Source organism: Streptomyces sp. NPDC015127 (assembly GCF_043080095.1).
GTDB lineage: Bacteria > Actinomycetota > Actinomycetes > Streptomycetales > Streptomycetaceae > Streptomyces.
Window position 1 is genome coordinate 264,681 of the sequence record NZ_JBIBVE010000005.1, and the last position, 15,959, is coordinate 280,639.

General features: G+C 69.9%; 15 protein-coding genes and 1 riboswitch. Of the genes, 8 read left to right on the forward strand and 7 right to left on the reverse strand.

The genetic code is table 11. From position 1 onward, the window contains the following. Window positions 1-1,134, reverse strand: a complete 1,134-nt coding sequence (locus ACF08N_RS12425) for a cystathionine gamma-lyase (protein ID WP_392324547.1) — start codon at window positions 1,132-1,134, stop codon at window positions 1-3. 51 nt (window positions 1,135-1,185) lie between these two features. Further along, window positions 1,186-1,563: a phage holin family protein gene (locus ACF08N_RS12430; protein ID WP_392324548.1), complete on the reverse strand. Its 378-nt coding sequence runs from the start codon at window positions 1,561-1,563 to the stop codon at window positions 1,186-1,188. Window positions 1,564-1,610: 47 nt separating this feature from the next. Here ACF08N_RS12430 and ACF08N_RS12435 point away from each other — a divergent pair, with 47 nt between their 5' ends. The 4 genes from ACF08N_RS12435 to ACF08N_RS12450 all read left to right on the forward strand — a co-directional run bounded on the left by ACF08N_RS12435 (window position 1,611) and on the right by ACF08N_RS12450 (window position 4,067). Then, window positions 1,611-1,928, forward strand: a complete 318-nt coding sequence (locus tag ACF08N_RS12435) for a cupin domain-containing protein (protein WP_392324549.1) — start codon at window positions 1,611-1,613, stop codon at window positions 1,926-1,928. 316 nt (window positions 1,929-2,244) lie between these two features. Beyond that, on the forward strand, window positions 2,245-2,466 hold the full coding sequence (locus ACF08N_RS12440) for a DUF5326 family protein (protein ID WP_392324550.1): 222 nt from the start codon (window positions 2,245-2,247) through the stop codon (window positions 2,464-2,466). A 254-nt stretch (window positions 2,467-2,720) separates the two neighbouring features. Then, window positions 2,721-3,491: an IclR family transcriptional regulator gene (locus tag ACF08N_RS12445; RefSeq protein WP_392324551.1), complete on the forward strand. Its 771-nt coding sequence runs from the start codon at window positions 2,721-2,723 to the stop codon at window positions 3,489-3,491. A 141-nt stretch (window positions 3,492-3,632) separates the two neighbouring features. After that, on the forward strand, window positions 3,633-4,067 hold the full coding sequence (locus tag ACF08N_RS12450) for an SsgA family sporulation/cell division regulator (protein ID WP_392324552.1): 435 nt from the start codon (window positions 3,633-3,635) through the stop codon (window positions 4,065-4,067). A gap of 14 nt (window positions 4,068-4,081) precedes the next feature. Here ACF08N_RS12450 and ACF08N_RS12455 read toward each other — a convergent pair whose 3' ends face one another. Then, a complete protein-coding gene (locus ACF08N_RS12455; RefSeq protein WP_392324553.1) occupies window positions 4,082-5,410 on the reverse strand; it encodes a YibE/F family protein in 1,329 nt (442 codons plus the stop codon). A 71-nt stretch (window positions 5,411-5,481) separates the two neighbouring features. After that, window positions 5,482-5,614, forward strand: a riboswitch (TPP riboswitch). Between ACF08N_RS12455 and thiC the strand changes: the two genes are divergently transcribed. Together thiC and ACF08N_RS12465 are read left to right on the forward strand one after the other, a co-directional pair. Next, a complete protein-coding gene (thiC, locus tag ACF08N_RS12460; protein ID WP_392324554.1) occupies window positions 5,607-7,382 on the forward strand; it encodes a phosphomethylpyrimidine synthase ThiC in 1,776 nt (591 codons plus the stop codon). Its footprint overlaps the riboswitch before it by 8 nt. 117 nt (window positions 7,383-7,499) lie before the next feature. Further along, entirely contained in the window at window positions 7,500-8,609 is a 1,110-nt protein-coding gene (locus tag ACF08N_RS12465; protein WP_392324555.1) for a hypothetical protein, read from the forward strand. A 21-nt stretch (window positions 8,610-8,630) separates the two neighbouring features. Here ACF08N_RS12465 and ACF08N_RS12470 read toward each other — a convergent pair whose 3' ends face one another. From ACF08N_RS12470 to ACF08N_RS12480, 3 genes are all read right to left on the reverse strand, one after another. After that, on the reverse strand, window positions 8,631-9,455 hold the full coding sequence (locus ACF08N_RS12470; protein WP_392324556.1) for a hypothetical protein: 825 nt from the start codon (window positions 9,453-9,455) through the stop codon (window positions 8,631-8,633). A gap of 148 nt (window positions 9,456-9,603) precedes the next feature. After that, window positions 9,604-10,701 carry a metallophosphoesterase gene (locus ACF08N_RS12475; protein WP_392324685.1) on the reverse strand — a complete coding sequence of 366 codons (1,098 nt, stop codon included), beginning with the start codon at window positions 10,699-10,701 and terminating at the stop codon, window positions 9,604-9,606. 159 nt (window positions 10,702-10,860) lie between these two features. Continuing rightward, window positions 10,861-11,973 carry a LacI family DNA-binding transcriptional regulator gene (locus tag ACF08N_RS12480; RefSeq protein ID WP_392324557.1) on the reverse strand — a complete coding sequence of 371 codons (1,113 nt, stop codon included), beginning with the start codon at window positions 11,971-11,973 and terminating at the stop codon, window positions 10,861-10,863. Window positions 11,974-12,332: 359 nt separating this feature from the next. On the opposite strand from ACF08N_RS12480, the gene hisC reads away from it, so the two are divergent. Next, window positions 12,333-13,412 carry a histidinol-phosphate transaminase gene (gene hisC, locus ACF08N_RS12485; RefSeq protein WP_392324558.1) on the forward strand — a complete coding sequence of 360 codons (1,080 nt, stop codon included), beginning with the start codon at window positions 12,333-12,335 and terminating at the stop codon, window positions 13,410-13,412. A 450-nt stretch (window positions 13,413-13,862) separates the two neighbouring features. Here the strand turns inward: hisC and ACF08N_RS12490 are convergent, their stop codons facing one another. Beyond that, the gene (locus ACF08N_RS12490; protein ID WP_392324559.1) at window positions 13,863-14,246 is read right to left on the reverse strand and encodes a cyclophilin-like fold protein; all 384 of its coding nucleotides are present in this window, start codon (window positions 14,244-14,246) and stop codon (window positions 13,863-13,865) included. 200 nt (window positions 14,247-14,446) lie between these two features. Here ACF08N_RS12490 and ACF08N_RS12495 point away from each other — a divergent pair, with 200 nt between their 5' ends. After that, window positions 14,447-15,952, forward strand: coding sequence for a cytochrome ubiquinol oxidase subunit I (locus tag ACF08N_RS12495; RefSeq protein WP_392324686.1), 1,506 nt, complete (start codon window positions 14,447-14,449; stop codon window positions 15,950-15,952). Window positions 15,953-15,959 lie beyond the last annotated feature (7 nt).

The following is a 15,959-nucleotide window of genomic DNA, read 5'->3' on the forward strand; positions in this document are numbered from 1 at the left end:
TCAGCCGCCGGCCGCCTCGTCCAGGGCCCGCAGCACGTCGGGCACCAGGTCCTCGGCGTCCTCCGCGCCGACGGAGAAGCGGACGAAACCCTCGGGGACGGCGTCCCCGCCCCAGCGCCCCCGCCGCTCGGCCGTGGAGCGCACCCCGCCGAAGCTGGTGGCGTCGTCGACGAGCCGCAGCCCGTCCAGGAAGCGCTCCGCGTGCGCCCGGTCGGGCAGGACGAAGGAGACCACGCACCCGAAGCGCCGCATCTGCCGGGCCGCGACCGCGTGCGAGGGATCGGTGGGCAGCCCCGGGTAGCGCAGCCCGGTCACCTCCGGTCGTCCGCCCAGAGCCCTCGCGAGCGCCAGGGCGTTCGCGCACTGCCGGTCGGAACGCAGGTGCAGGGTGGCGAGCGAACGGTGGGCGAGCCAGGCCTCCATCGGTCCCGGAATGGCTCCGACGATCTTCCGCCAGCGCCGCACGCCCGCCGCCAGGGCGGCATCGCGGCAGGTCACATGACCGAGCAGGAGGTCGCCGTGCCCCGTCATGCCCTTGGTGTCGCTGGCCACCGAGAAGTCGGCGCCGAGGTCCAGCGGCCGCTGACCGAGCGGGGTGGCGAGCGTGTTGTCGACGGCGACGAGCGCGCCGGCGGCGTGTGCGGCCTCGGCGAGGCGTCGCACGTCGCACACGTCGAGGCCCGGGTTGGACGGTGTCTCGATCCACAGCAGCCGCGCCCCGTCGAGGACGGACAGCTGCGCGTCGCCACCGGTGGGTGCGGTGCGCACCTCGATGCCGTACGCCTCCATCTGTTCGCGCACCAGAGGCAGTGCCTGATAGCCGTCGTCGGGCAGGACGACCGCGTCGCCGGACCGCAGCTGTGACAGGAGAACGGCGGAGACCGCCGCCATCCCCGACGAGAAGGCGACGGTCTCCACGGCCGCCCCCGGCGCCTCCAGCTCGCCGATCGCGCGCTCCAGACGGGTCCAGGTCGGGTTCTCGTCGCGGCCGTAGGTGTAGGGGCCGGTGGGCTCACCCGGCAGGTGGAAGTGGGCCGCGAAGACGGGTCCGGGCAGGGGCGGTTCGTACTTCACCGGTGCGGGCAGTCCCGCCCGTACCGCTCGGGTGCCGTCTCCCCAGGGGGAACCGGTCATGTCGGTCGCTCCTCGGCCACGTCTCGCGCGATGCCGGACCTCACGCCGCGCTCAGTCCTTGTCGGGGAGGACGACGTTCAGCGCCCACGAGACGACGGAGATGATCAGGCCGCCCAGCACGGCGGTCCAGAAGCCCTCGACGTGGAAGTTCAGTTCGAACTGGTCGGCGAGCCACGAGGTCAGCAGCAGCATCAGCGCGTTGATGACGAGCGTGATCAGGCCGAGCGTGAGGATGAACAGCGGCAGCGTGAGCAGCTTCACCACGGGCTTGACGAGGAAGTTCACCAGGCCGAAGATCAGCGCGACCAGGATGAGGGTCCACGCCTTCTTGCCGGTGCTGTCCCCGGTGAGGGTGATGTCCTGCAGGAGCCAGATGGCCACCAGCAGAGCCCCCGCATTGGCGATCGTCTTGACTAGGAAATTCATCATGTGTCTGATCGTGGCAGACGAATCGGGCCAAGTGCAGGGGCGGACGGATGAAGGCATTCCGACTGGACGAGCTGGAAGCGGAACGCGCCGCCAACGACGGCGCGTATCTGCAGTTCCTGCGGGAACGGAACATGTCGGTCGGCCTCTATGCGCTGGACGCCGGACAGATCGACCCGCAACTGCCCCACAACCAGGACGAGGTCTACTTCGTCGTCAGCGGTCGGGCGTCGATCACGGTCGGCACGGAGACGACCCAGGTCGGGCGGGGCAGCGTCGTCTACGTACCGGCGGGGGTGCCGCACAAGTTCCACCACATCAGCGAGGACCTGCGGGTCATGGTGGTCTTCTCTCCCCCCGAGAGCTGACCGGACCCGCACGGTCCCTAGGGCCTGTCTTTCGGATCTTGCCGGGCTCGCGAGCCCTGGCACGCGCATCTGCTGCGTTGTCGTCGGTCGCCAATGTCCCCCGTAGCCCTTCGGGCACGGGAGGTGCCCCCACCGCAGTGGCTCCCTCCTCCGCCTTGCATCTGCACGCACCAGACCTCGCTCCCTGATCCGGCCTGATCCGAAAGACAGGCCCTAGGGGTTCACTCAGGGGACTTCAAGGGATCGCAGGCCCCCGGACACGGCATCCGGCCGCCTAGCATCGAAGGCACGCATTCGGAGAAACGAGGTAGGGACGATGGCCGTGCGGGAGATATTCGCGGGAATGCCCTGGTGGGTGAAGTGGGTCGCGGTGCCTGTCATCGCCCTGGCCGTGTTCGGCGGTCTGATCACGAGCATCATCGGTTTCGTGATCTCCGTGCTCTTCAAGGTGCTGCTCTTCGTCGCCCTGGTCGGTGGACTGATCTTCCTCGTACGGAAGTTCATGGCGTCCTCCGGTTCGTCGCGCGAGGACCGGTGAGCGGAAGCCCGTTAGCCCGGCCGGGGGAACGGGCCGGGCAAAGCCCGCCTCCTGTCCGGTGCTGCCATTAGAGTGGCAGCTCTCTGCCGCCCCTCGGACATCTCTGCACACGCGTGTACGAACCGGCGCACCGCGTCGGCTCGGGGCTGATCGACTGTTCAGGCCGGCTGTTCAGGGCCCGGGGTTGCGGCGGCCGCGCGGGGGCGGCCCCCGCGGGCGGGCGCTCTGCCCGTCACCACGCCTGGGGGTGACCTTTGGCCGGGGCTACGAACGCCGCTGTCCCTACCCTGATCGGCTCGGTGCAGCGTGCGTTGAGGCTGCTGGAGGCGGCGGGCGCGCACGAGGGCGGAGCCCCCGCCAAGCAGCTGGCGCGTGAGGCGGGCATTCCGCTGCCGACCGCCTATCACCTGCTCCGCACCCTGACGCACGAGGACTATCTCCGCCGGGACAAAGGCGTGTTCACGCTCGGGGACGCGGTCGGCCGTCTGGCCGGGAGCGAACGTGTGCAGAATCGTCGCAGCACACTCGAGGACTCCCTGACGCACTGGCGGGACGCGATCGGCGTCGCCGTCTACTTCGCCGTCTACCGCGAGGGCGAGATCGAGCTCGTCGCGGTCGCGGACTCGCCGTACGCCCCGGCCGTCCACGAATGGGCCGACTTCCGCGAGACGGGGCACGCCCACGCCATCGGCCAGTGCCTGCTCAGCCAGCTCGACGACGATGCCCGCCGCGACCACCTCGACCGCCATCCCGTGCAGCCGGTGACCCGCTACTCGGTGCGGGACCGGGCCGCGCTGATGGAGCGGCTCGAGGCCGTCGGGCGCAGGGAACCGGTCGTCGAACGCCAGGAGTACGCGCTGGGCACGGTCTGCGCGGCCATTCCGATCACAGCGGGTGACGTAGCTGCGACGATGGCCATTTCCCTCCCTCTGCAACAAGAGGCCAGGCTGCGACCGGCAGTTGAACAGTTGCAGGCCGGAATCGGGAGCCTGCTGGCGTCACTCGCCTTCTCTATCAGTATCTGAAATATCACTCCTTGTGATCTGCTGCCGCTTCCAGCACGATGGCGTCCACAGGCCAGGAGAGTCGGCAGAGATCGATCCTGGCCGATTTCTTCTTTTCATCAGCACGGTTCATTCATTGCTTCATCTCCTGCGAGGTACGTGATGCGCGAGTCGGTCCAGGCCGAGGTTCTGATGAGTTTTCTCGTCTCCGACGAGCTCTCCTTCCGGATCCCGGTGGAGCTGCGCTACGAGACTTCCGATCCGTACGCGGTGCGGATGACCTTCCACCTGCCCGGTGACGCGCCCGTGACGTGGGCCTTCGGCAGGGAGTTGCTGCTCGACGGGATCAACGCACCCAGTGGCGACGGCGACGTGCACATCGCGCCGACCCGCCCCGAGGTGCTGTCGGACGTCCACATCCGCTTGCGCGTCGGGAGCGACTCCGCGCTGTTCCGTGTCGGAGCCCCGCCGCTCGTCGCGTTCCTCGACCGTACGGACAAGCTAGTGCCGCTCGGTCAGGAGCTGGCGCTCGGTGACTTCGAGGTCAGCCTGGAGGAGGCGCTCGGGCGCATCCTGGCCGAGGAGAACGCCGGCTGACGCCGGCCAGTCGGCTACTTCTTGCGGCGCCGTCCCCTGCCGCCACGCGCCGGCGCGGCCGCCCCGGCGCCGGCGCGGCCCGGGCGGTCCGCGGAGACGACCAGGGCGGCGAGCGCGGTGGTCACCGGCACGGACGCGACGAGGCCGATGGATCCCACCAGGGTCCGTACGATCTCCTCCGCCACCAACTCGCTGTTGGCCACGGTGCCCACGCTGGACTGGGCGATCGAGAAGAGCAGCAGCAAGGGCAGGGCCGCGCCCGCGTAGGCGAGGACGAGCGTGTTGACGACCGAGGCGATGTGGTCGCGGCCGATCCGGATGGCGGAGCGGTAGAGGGCCCGCGGGCCCATGTCCGGGTCGGCCTGGTGCAGTTCCCAGACCGCCGACGTCTGGGTCACCGTGACGTCGTCGAGCACGCCGAGCGAGCCGATGATGACCCCGGCGAGCAGCAGGCCGCTCATGTCGATGTCCGGGTAGAGCCCCTTGATCAGACCGGTGTTGTCGTCGGTGTTGCCGCTGAGGCTGGCCCAGCCGATGAACAGCGAGCCGAGCAGACCGATGAGCAGCAGCGAGATCAGCGTGCCGAGGACGGCCACGGAGGTCCGCGCGGTGATGCCGTGGCACGAGTAGAGCGCGATGAGCATGATCGCGCTCGCCCCGACCACCGCGACGATCAGCGGATTCGAACCCTGGAGGATCGCGGGCAGGATGAACAGGGTCAGCACGGCGAAGGAGACGGCGAGCGCGATCAGCGCCATCACGCCCCGCATCCGCCCGACCAGGACGACCACCAGGGCGAAGATGCCGGCGAGCAGGGCCATCGGGAAGCCGCGGTCCACATCGGTCACCGAGTACTGAAGATCCCTGGGCGCGTCCGGCGCGTACGCCACCACCACGCCCTGGCCCTCCTTCAGCTGCCGCGGCGCGTCGGGCTGGACGATCTCGACGAACCTCCGGCCCTTGTCCTTGCCGGTGGTGACCTCGACGGTGGCCTTTCCGCAGTCGCCCCGTTGCGCGTTGACCGCCTCGCGGCCCTCGGGCGTCGAGGTGTCGCCGGTCGGCGGGACCTGGCCTGCGTTGACGTCCTTGCAGTCGACTCTCTCGACGCTCACCACCTTGCCCTGCTCCGTCTGGCGGTCGAAGCCGACCCCTGTGCGCTCATGGCCGGGCGCCCCGCCCGGCCACAGCACGGCGAGGCCGACGAGAACAGCCGTCGCGAAGGGGATCAGCACCGCGGCGATGACCTTGCGAAGGTGCTGGGAGACGGGCGCTGCGGGCCCGTGACTGTGCACATGGCCGTGATCGTGGCCGTGCTGTTCGGGGTGCTGCGGCGATGAGGTCACAGACAGATCATCGCAAGAACGAGAGGGGCCCTCTGTTCAGCGCGCCAGACATGACGCTAGCGTGGTGGCACCTTTGCACACGCGGGAGCTCGGAGCACCGGGCTGAGAGGGCGCTGACCTTCGTACATCCGTACGGGACAGCTGCGCCGACCGCCGAACCTGTTACCGGGTAATGCCGGCGTAGGGAGTAGGTCTCATGACCGTATCGGACGCACGCACGCCTGCCTCGAACCAGAACGACGAGGCCGGGAAGTCCATCGGATGGCACAAGGGATACCTCGAGGGCTCGCGCCCCGACCTCCGTGTGCCGGTCCGCAAGGTGCACCTCACCAACGGCAAGGACGTGACGCTCTACGACACGTCCGGTCCGTACACCGATCCGAACATCGAGACGGACGTCCGCCGGGGTCTGCCGCCGCTGCGGGAGAACTGGATCGTCGGGCGCGGCGACACCGAGGAGTACGCGGGCCGGCCCGTGCGCCCCGAGGACGACGGGATCAAGCACACGTCCCCGCGCGGGGGGCTGCGCAACCTCGACGCCGTCTTCCCCGGCCGGCCGCGCCAGCCGCGGCGGGGCCGCGACGGCCAGGCGGTGACGCAGCTCGCGTACGCCCGCCGGGGCGAGATCACGCCGGAGATGGAGTACGTCGCCCTCCGCGAGAACGTCTCGCCCGAGGTGGTGCGGGAGGAGATCGCGGCGGGCCGCGCCGTCCTGCCGGCGAACGTCAACCACCCGGAGATCGAGCCGATGATCATCGGCAAGCGGTTCCTGGTGAAGGTCAACGCCAACATCGGCAACTCCGCGGTCACCTCCTCCATCGAGGAGGAGGTCGAGAAGATGACCTGGGCGACCCGCTGGGGCGCCGACACGGTCATGGACCTGTCCACGGGCCGCAACATCCACACCACGCGCGAGTGGGTCCTGCGCAACTCCCCCGTGCCGATCGGCACCGTGCCGCTCTACCAGGCGCTGGAGAAGGTCGACGGCAAGGCCGAGGAGCTGACCTGGGAGATCTACAAGGACACGGTCATCGAGCAGGCCGAGCAGGGCGTCGACTACATGACGGTCCACGCGGGTGTCCGCCTGCCGTACGTGCCGCTCACCGCCAACCGCAAGACCGGCATCGTCTCGCGCGGCGGCTCGATCATGGCGGCGTGGTGCCTGGCGCACCACAAGGAGAGCTTCCTCTACGAGAACTTCGAGGAGCTGTGCGAGATCCTCGCGGCGTACGACGTCACGTACTCGCTCGGCGACGGCCTGCGCCCCGGCTCGATCGCGGACGCCAACGACGAGGCACAGTTCGCGGAGCTCAGGACGCTCGGTGAACTGAACACGATCGCCAAGCGCCACAACGTGCAGACCATGATCGAGGGCCCGGGCCACGTCCCGATGCACAAGATCAAGGAGAACATCGACCTCCAGCAGGAGATCTGCGAGGAGGCGCCGTTCTACACGCTCGGCCCGCTGACCACCGACATCGCGCCGGCGTACGACCACATCACGTCGGGCATCGGTGCGGCGATGATCGCCTGGTGGGGCACCGCGATGCTCTGCTACGTGACGCCCAAGGAGCACCTGGGCCTGCCGAACCGGGACGACGTGAAGACCGGTGTGATCACCTACAAGATCGCGGCGCACGCGGCGGACCTGGCCAAGGGGCACCCCGGCGCCCAGGAGTGGGACGACGCGCTGTCCGACGCCCGCTTCGAGTTCCGCTGGGAGGACCAGTTCAACCTGGCCCTCGACCCGGACACGGCACGCGAGTTCCACGACGAGACGCTTCCCGCCGAGCCGGCGAAGACCGCGCACTTCTGCTCGATGTGCGGTCCGAAGTTCTGCTCGATGAAGATCTCCCAGGACATCCGCCGTCAGCACGGCGGCAACCAGGAGGAGATCGCGGCGGGCATGGCGGAGAAGTCCAAGGAGTTCGCCGCGGCGGGCAACCGGGTCTATCTGCCGATCGCGGACTGATCCGCCGTCATGACCGGGCGCCTTCCCGCCCGTCCGCGGGAGGGCGCCCGCCGCCGGCCGGCAACGGAAGCGGCAAGCGCCTGAAGGGCTTGATCGTTTCCGTCTACGCTCCGGTGCATGGGCGGAATAGACGTGGCCAACGGGATCGTCGGCGCGGTGCTGGGCATCGTGTTCGCGACCCTGTTCCAGCAACCCCTCCAGGACGGGTGGTACCGGATACGCCGGCGCTACTCGAGTGCCGTGCGCAGCCTGCGGACGCGCGGCGAGGAGCCCGCGCCGGCGTCGTGGACGACGTTCTCCCTGGGACCCCTGCACACGTCCGCCCTGATCGTCGAGGGTGACGGCGAGTCGGCCATCGCCGCCGAGGCCGTGCACATCCAGGTGCTCGACGAGGAGGTCGTCCTCCCCGAGGACATGGCCGGCTGGCGGGCGGAGATCGAGGGGGAGAGCGCGCGGCGCGAAGCGGAGAACGGGGCTCCGGTGTGGAACGGGCCGCGCTACGCCGTGGAGTCGCTCGACGTGTCGCGTACGGCTCTGGAAGAACATCCGCTGGTCCACCTCAGGCTCCGGCCGACCGACTACTACACCTTCCTCGCCGCCCAGCAGCTGGACCGCCGGCTGGCCGACGGCACCACCCCGCGCACGCGATACCTCGATCCCGACGACCCGCTGGCGGCGCCGGCCTTCCTGCAGTGCAGCTTCGCGGCCAACGTCGCCGTGGTGACCGCCGACGACATGCTGGTCGTCAGCCGGCGCAGCGACCGCGTGCGCATGGCACCCGGTGTGTGGAACTCCTCGGTGAACGAGGGGCTGTCCCGGCACATCGACTCCTCCGGCAGGAACGCGCCGGACCTGTTCGCGGTGGCGCGCCGGGGCATGCGCGAGGAGCTGGCGCTGGAGCCGCACGAGTACACCCTCGTGCTGCTGGCCTTCGTCCTCGACGCGGACCGGCGCCACTGGAGCGCGCACTTCTCCGCCCGGCTGACGACGCTGACCCGTGACGATCTGCGGGCCCGCATGAGCAGGGGTGTCGCGGACAGATGGGAGCACCAGTCGTTCGACCACGTGCCCTTCCGGCCGGCCGATGTCGCCCGGTACCTGCTGCGCCCGGACCGGGTGCACCGATGGGCTCCGCTGGCGCCGGCCCTGTTCCACCTGGCCCTTGTGCACGAGCACGGGCGGACGTCGGTGGAGCGGGCGGAGGCCCAGGTCGTACGGCGGCTGTGACCGCTGCCGGCGGGATGCCGGTCAGTCCGGCTGGTGCTCCGGACCGCCGAAGTCGGGGCTGGAGAAATCCGGGCTGGTGAAGGTCGGACGCCGGCCGGTGACGCGTCCCTCGGCCGGACTGGAGAAGTCCGGTCCGCTGTAGCCGACCTTCGGGATGCGGCTCGCGCGGGGCGGAGGGTCACCGGGTGACGCCGTGGCGGCGGGATCGGCCAGGGCGGCGCGCAGGAAGGGCACGATGCCCCGCTCCAGCAGGGCCTCGCACCAGGCCTCCTTGGCGATCCGGACCTCGTCCGGCAGCTCGTCGTCCGGCCGCCCGTCCGCGACGTGGCTGGCGCCGTTGCGCAGGGCGGTCAGCAGCAGCGCGACGGCCGCGACCAGGATGGCGGCGGCCATGAGCGCCCCGAAGACCCAGCCGGTGAAGACCAGCGTGTCGGCGAAGGACGGGGTGGGGCTCACCATCTTCAGGACGTAGCCGACGATCAGGAAGATCGCGGCTGCCGTGCCCGCGAGAAGCGGGGCCAGGACGGCGACGACGGCCGCGAATCCGGCTCCGGCCTCGGCCGCCTCGCCGACCGGCGCCGCGAGGACGGAGCCGCGCACGGAAGCGGCGGCGGGCGCGCGCATCTCCGCGCGGACCTTCACATAGTGCTCGTACTCGGCGGCGGCCGAGGTGGTGATCAGCGCCGTCGCGTCCAGGGCCAGGGTGCGCAGCTGTTCGGTGTTCAGGCGCGCTCCCACGGCGGCCGGATCCGGACGTTCGCGGGCGTCGCGCAGTGCGTCGTCGAGGACGCGCTCGTATTCGGCGCGGTCCTCGTTCAGCAGGTGCGGAGCGCTGTTCATGTGCATCCCCCGATGCTCCGTAGGGCCGGATCGCCCGTGCGTGCCGGGCAGTTGGGCGGAAACGGAGGAGAGCCTGCTACGGATAAGCCGATGGTAGAGCGGTTACGGCAGGGCGTGACAGGGGGTTTCCGTAAATCGCCCGCGGCCGGGCGGCTCAGGCCCGCAGGGGGAGTTGCTGGACAAGAAGCTTTCCGGCCATGGTCACTCCTCCGTCCATGGCGATGGCCAGGTTGTCCGCGTACACATGCGGGCCCTCGACGACGGGCCGCTCGCCGTCCTCGGCGTCCTCGGTGCCGACCTCGCCGAGGAGGTACGGGATGGGGCTGTGGCCGTGCACCACGCGCGTGCCGCCGTACGCGGACAGCAGCTCGCGCACGGCCTGCGGGCCGCCTTCGTCGCGGAAGGCGAAGCGCTTGGTGAATTTGCGGAAGAGGTCCCAGCACTCGTCGGCGTCGTTACGGGTGAGGATCGCGTGCACGGCGTCGTTGACGTCCTCGATGGTGGAGCCGTATTCGAGGTAGGCCGTGGTGTCGGAGTGGAGCAGCAGGTGGCTGTCCTCCTCCACGATCGCGTCCAGCCGGGCCATCCACTGCAGGTGGACCTCCTGCAGCCGGTCCATGTCGTACTTCTGGCCGCCGTTGAGCAGCCAGGCCGCCTGGAAGGTGGCCGTGCCCGCGCCGGAGTTGACGGGGGTGTCGCCGAAGCGCTTGGCGCCGATCAGGAGCAGCTCGTGGTTGCCCATGAGCGCCTTGCAGTAGCCGCCGGCGGCCGCGGCCTCGGCGGACAGCCGCATGACGAGGTCGATGACGCCGATCCCGTCGGGGCCGCGGTCGGTGAAGTCACCGAGGAACCAGAGCCGGGCGTTGCCCGCGGACCAGCGGCCCTCGGAGTCGATGAGGCCCTTCTCGGTGAGGGCGGCGACGAGCTCGTCGAGGTAGCCGTGGACATCGCCGACGACGTAGAGCGGGCCGAGGCCGTCCGGCGCCGGGCGGTCGTCCGCCTCGATCTTCACCTGGACGGTGTCACCCGGTCCGCCGCGTGTGATGACGGGCAGGTCGCGCGCGGTGGGGGTGTAGCCCTCCGGCGGCTCGCCCTCGGGGAACGCGTTGCCGGGGTGGCCCGCGTGGCCGGGGTCCACGGACTGCGACTGCACGGGAACCTGCGCGTACGGCGGTACGCGGAAATCGCGCAGCGTCGCCGTCCGCACCACGGGTCCTTGACCGGCCCCCTGAGTCATCGACCCCTCCACCACCGTCGCGCCGCCGTTCACCTCTCGGCCCAGCCTGGTCGGGGTGGTCCGCGGTGTCGTTCGCCCATCATAGGAATGAGCCCGGCGGTGTGTGACGCACCAGGGGTGGTGAATCCTTCGTCACCCCTGGTTCATCGGCCTTTTCGCCCCAATTGGGTTGGTCTAGTCCTTCGCTGGGGACCGTGGCGCGCTCACCGTGGTACGCGGAGGGCGGCGCTGCGAGGACGTCCTGACGATCAGTTCGGTCGGTATCACCTGCTCGACCGGCCGGTCCTCGTCGATCCCCTCGATGGCGTCGATCAGCAGCTGGACCACGGCCGTGCCGATCCGGCGGGGCTTGAGCGACAGCGTCGTGATCGGCGGTTCGGTGGTGGCGTACACGGTCGACTCGCTGCAGCACACGAGCAGCAGGTCGTCGGGGACGCGCAGGCCGTACCGCCGCGCCGCGGCCAGCAGGTCGGTGCCGTTGGGGTCGAAGAGGCCGTAGACCGCGTCGGGCCGGTCCGGGCGGGCGAGCAGCCGGTCGGCGGCGACGGCGCCCGCGCACGGGTCGTGGGCGGGGTAGGACTCGTAGACCGGGTCCTGGCCGACGCGTTCGCACCAGTTGAGGTAGGCGGTGGTCGACAGCCTGGTGTAGGTGTCGGTGGTGGTGCCGGTGAGCAGGCCGATCCGGCGGGCGCCGGCGGCGGCGAGATGGTCGAGCAGGTCGAGGACGGCGGCTTCGTGGTCGTTGTCGACCCAGGCGGTGACCGGGAGTGTGCCGGCCGGGCGGCCGTCGGAGACGACGGGCAGACCCTGGCGCACCAGCTCGGTCACGACGGGGTCGTGGTCGGAGGGGTCGATGACGACGGTGCCGTCGAGGGCGACGTTCGACCAGACGTCATGGCGTGAGGTGGCGGGGAGGATGACGAGGGCATAGCCGCGGGCGAGCGCGGCGGAGGTCGCGGCTCTGGCCATCTCCGCGAAGTACGCGAACTCCGTGAAGGTGAAAGGTTCATCCCCGTACGTCGTCACGGTCAGGCCGATTAAGCCCGATTTTCCGGTTCTCAGTGTGCGGGCCGCGGCGGAAGGGCGGTAGCCCAGCCGGTCGGCGACCTCACGGACGTGCCGGCGGGTGGCGTCCGGGAGCCTGCCCTTGCCGTTGAGCGCGTCGGAGACAGTTGTGATGGAGACTCCGGCTGCGGCGGCAACGTCCCGGATGCCCGCCCGACCTTGCCGGCTGCCCCGGCGGGATGTGTCCGTCCGGCTCACCTGGTGCTTCCCTGCTGCTGTCATGGCGAGCCGATAGTAGGGCGCGCGCGGTGGGTCTGGCCGGTCGCATATGCAGGCGTTGACAGGCACGTTTTTGCATGATCATTAGAACTCAAACTCCATGGATATCAAGGGAGTTGATGGTGCATGGCTGAATGTGTCGGGTATCCGGCCGCATGGGCCTGTCGAAGGCTCCATGTTGCGAAGAGGTCTCAACTCACCACTACGAGGGACGCGCGCCACGGCGTGAGCCACCGGCGCGGGAGAGGGTGTCGCACTCCCCCTTTTCCTCGCCCGCGGCCATTCGCAGCAGCCGGGAATCCTCATAAGGTGAGGAGTATTGGTGAGCGGTACCGAACCTGCATGATCGAGGAGGACCTGCGGTGAGCGAGACGAGCCCCAAGCTGCGCGCCGAGCTGGACGGCATCCCGACGTACAAGCCGGGCAAGCCGGCGGCGGCCGGCGGCCCGGTCGCCTTCAAGCTCTCCTCCAACGAGAACCCGTACCCGCCGCTGCCCGGTGTCATGGAGAGCGCCATTGCCGCGGCGCACGCCTTCAACCGCTACCCCGACATGGCCTGCACCGGCCTGATCCAGGAGCTGTCCGAGCGGTTCGGGGTCCCCGCGACCCACCTGGCGACCGGCACCGGCTCCGTGGGCGTCGCCCAGTCGCTGCTCCAGTCCACCTCGGGCCCCGGCGACGAGGTGATCTACGCCTGGCGCTCCTTCGAGGCGTACCCGATCATCACGCAGATCAGTGGTGCGACGTCGGTGCCGGTCCCGCTGACCGCGGGTGAGGTGCACGACCTGGACGCCATGGCCGACGCGATCACCGACCGGACCCGGCTGATCTTCGTCTGCAACCCCAACAACCCGACCGGCACCGTGGTGCGCCGGGCCGAGCTGGAGCGCTTCCTGGACCGGGTGCCCTCGGACGTGCTGGTGGTGCTGGACGAGGCGTACCGCGAGTTCATCCGGGACGCGGACGTCCCGGACGGCATCGAGATCTACCGCGACCGCCCCAATGTGGCGGTGCTGCGCACCTTCTCCAAGGCGTACGGGCTCGCGGGCCTTCGGGTCGGCTTCGCCATCGCCCATGAGCCGGTGGCCGCCGCCCTGCGCAAGACGGCGGTGCCGTTCGGCGTCTCGCAGCTCGCGCAGGACGCGGCGGTCGCCTCGCTGCGGGCGGAGGACGAGCTGCTGGGGCGGGTCGGCTCGCTGGTGTGCGAGCGCAACCGGGTCCATGAGGCGCTGGTGAAGCAGGGCTGGACGGTCCCGGAGACGCAGGCCAACTTCGTCTGGCTGCGCCTCGGGGAGCGCACGCTCGACTTCGCGGCCGCGTGCGAGAAGGCGGGCGTGGTCGTGCGGCCGTTCGCGGGCGAGGGTGTGCGGGTGACGATCGGCGAGGACGAGGCCAACGACCTGTTCCTGCACACCGCGGAGATCTTCCGCGCGTCGCTGTAGCGCGGGGCCGCGGAATCCGGCCCCGGGGCGGGGCCGGCCTCGTGCCGGCCGTGGATCGGGACCCGTTCCGGTGGGCGGCGCACCGGGTCGGCCTCATGACGGCCGCTGACCGGGACCGGCCTCGCACCGGTCGCGGGGCCGGGACCGTCCGGCTCCGTGGCGGCCGCTGATCGGCTTCGTGCCGACCGCTGACGGGGACTGGCCTCGCACCGGCCGCTGGACCGGGCCGGACTCGCGTCGGCCGTCGGCCGCGGGGGCGGCCCCGCGTCGGCCGTTGATCGGGGCCGGTGCCGTGCCGACGCGAGGACCGGCTTGGTGCCGGCACCTGGCTGAGACCCGCCGTGCCGGCCGTCGGCCGCGGGACCGGCCCCGTGGAGCGGCTTCGTGTCGGCCGTGGACGCCTCCGCGCCGGCCGCCGGATCCGGGGCCGGTCCCGCGGCGCCCGTCGCATCAGGTCCCGTCGGTCGTGAGCCGTTCCACCCGGATCGGGTCGCCGTCGCGGACGGTCGCGAGTCGGCGCGGGTCGCCGTCGATGCTGCCGAGGACGTTGCACGGGCTCGCGAGCCGGCATTCGTCGCCCCGGGAGATGGGCGTCGGGCCGTAGGGAAGGGCCAGGGCGTCGCCGTCGGTCCAGAACGCGACTGTGCCCGGCTCGACGACCTGGCGGGCGTCCGCCTCCGGAGCGGGGGAGACGGGGGTCTCGAAGTAGACCTCCTCGCCCCAGGTCCGCGCCGTTGCGGAGAACGGCAGAACCCCCATGAGCGCCTTGCTCGTGGGGGTTTCGTCGATCGTGGCGGTCAGGTGCCCGGTCGGCCATGAGATGCGTATCTGCATGCCCGGATTCAACAATATGTTGAAAATTTTGGGAAGAGGGGTCCAAGGGGGACCCCCGGTGGCGGCTACGGATTTCGTGTGAGCCATAATTGCTTGTGAATGTGAACGCGTTCACAAGCTCGCCCGTCTTGATCCCGTATGGAACCGAATGGGCGGGCCACCGCGGTGACCACGCCGATGTAAGGAGAGACGACGTGGACCTGAACCTGGCGCTGGCGCCCGAGACCTTGGCGCGCTGGCAGTTCGGCATCACCACCGTCTACCACTTCCTCTTCGTGCCCCTCACGATCTCTCTCGCCGCACTCACGGCCGGACTGCAGACGGCCTGGGTGCGGACGGAGAAGGAGAAGTACCTCAGAGCCACCAAGTTCTGGGGCAAGCTCTTCCTGATCAACATCGCCATGGGCGTGGTGACCGGGATCGTGCAGGAGTTCCAGTTCGGGATGAACTGGTCCGACTACTCGCGCTTCGTCGGCGACGTCTTCGGTGCGCCGCTCGCCTTCGAGGCGCTGATCGCGTTCTTCTTCGAGTCGACGTTCATCGGCCTGTGGATCTTCGGGTGGGACAAGCTGCCCAAGAAGGTCCACCTGGCCTGCATCTGGATGGTCTCGATCGGCACGCTGCTGTCGGCGTACTTCATCCTCGCGGCCAACTCCTGGATGCAGCACCCCGTCGGCTACCGGATCAACGAGGAGAAGGGTCGCGCCGAGCTGACCGACTTCTGGGCGGTTCTGACCCAGAACACCACGCTCAACCAGGTGTTCCACAGCTTCTCGGCGGCCTTCCTGACGGGCGGGGCCTTCATGGTCGGCATCGCCGCCTTCCACCTGATGCGCAGGAAGCACATCCCGGTGATGCGGACCTCGCTCCGCCTCGGCCTGGTCACCCTGGCGGTCGGCGGGCTGCTCACCGCGGTCAGCGGGGACACCCTCGGCAAGGTCATGTACGAGCAGCAGCCGATGAAGATGGCCGCCGCCGAGGCCCTGTGGGACGGCGAGGAGCCGGCGCCCTTCTCCGTGTTCGCCTACGGGGACGTCGACAAGGGGCACAACACGGTCGCCCTGGAGATCCCCGGGCTGCTGTCCTTCCTCGCGCACAGCGACTTCGACTCGTACGTGCCCGGCATCAACGACACCAACAAGGCGCTGCAGGAGAAGTTCGGCCCCGGTGACTACAAGCCCATCGTCCCCGTCGCCTACTGGGGCTTCCGCTGGATGATCGGCTTCGGTATGGCCTCCCTCTCCCTCGGCCTGCTGGGGCTGTGGCTCACGCGGAAGAAGTTCCTGCTGCCGGCCTCCCTGCGAACCGGGGAGGACGAGGTGCCGCACCTGGTACTCCTGCGAAAGCCGCTCGGGACAGGGCTCACCCGGCTGTACTGGCTCCTGGCGGTCTGGACGATGGGCTTCCCGCTGATCGCCAACTCCTGGGGCTGGATCTTCACCGAGATGGGCCGGCAGCCCTGGGTCGTCTACGGCGTGATGCAGACCCGGGACGCGGTCTCCCCCGGTGTGTCCCAGGCGGAAATCATCACCTCGATGACCGTCTTCACCCTGCTCTACGCGGTGCTCGCCGTGATCGAGGTCAAGCTGCTCGTGAAGTACGTCAAGGCGGGACCGCCCGAGCTGACGGAGGCCGACCTCAACCCGCCCACCCGGATCGGCGGCCACGACCGTGACGCCGACCGGCCGATGGCCTTCTCGTACTGAGACAGCT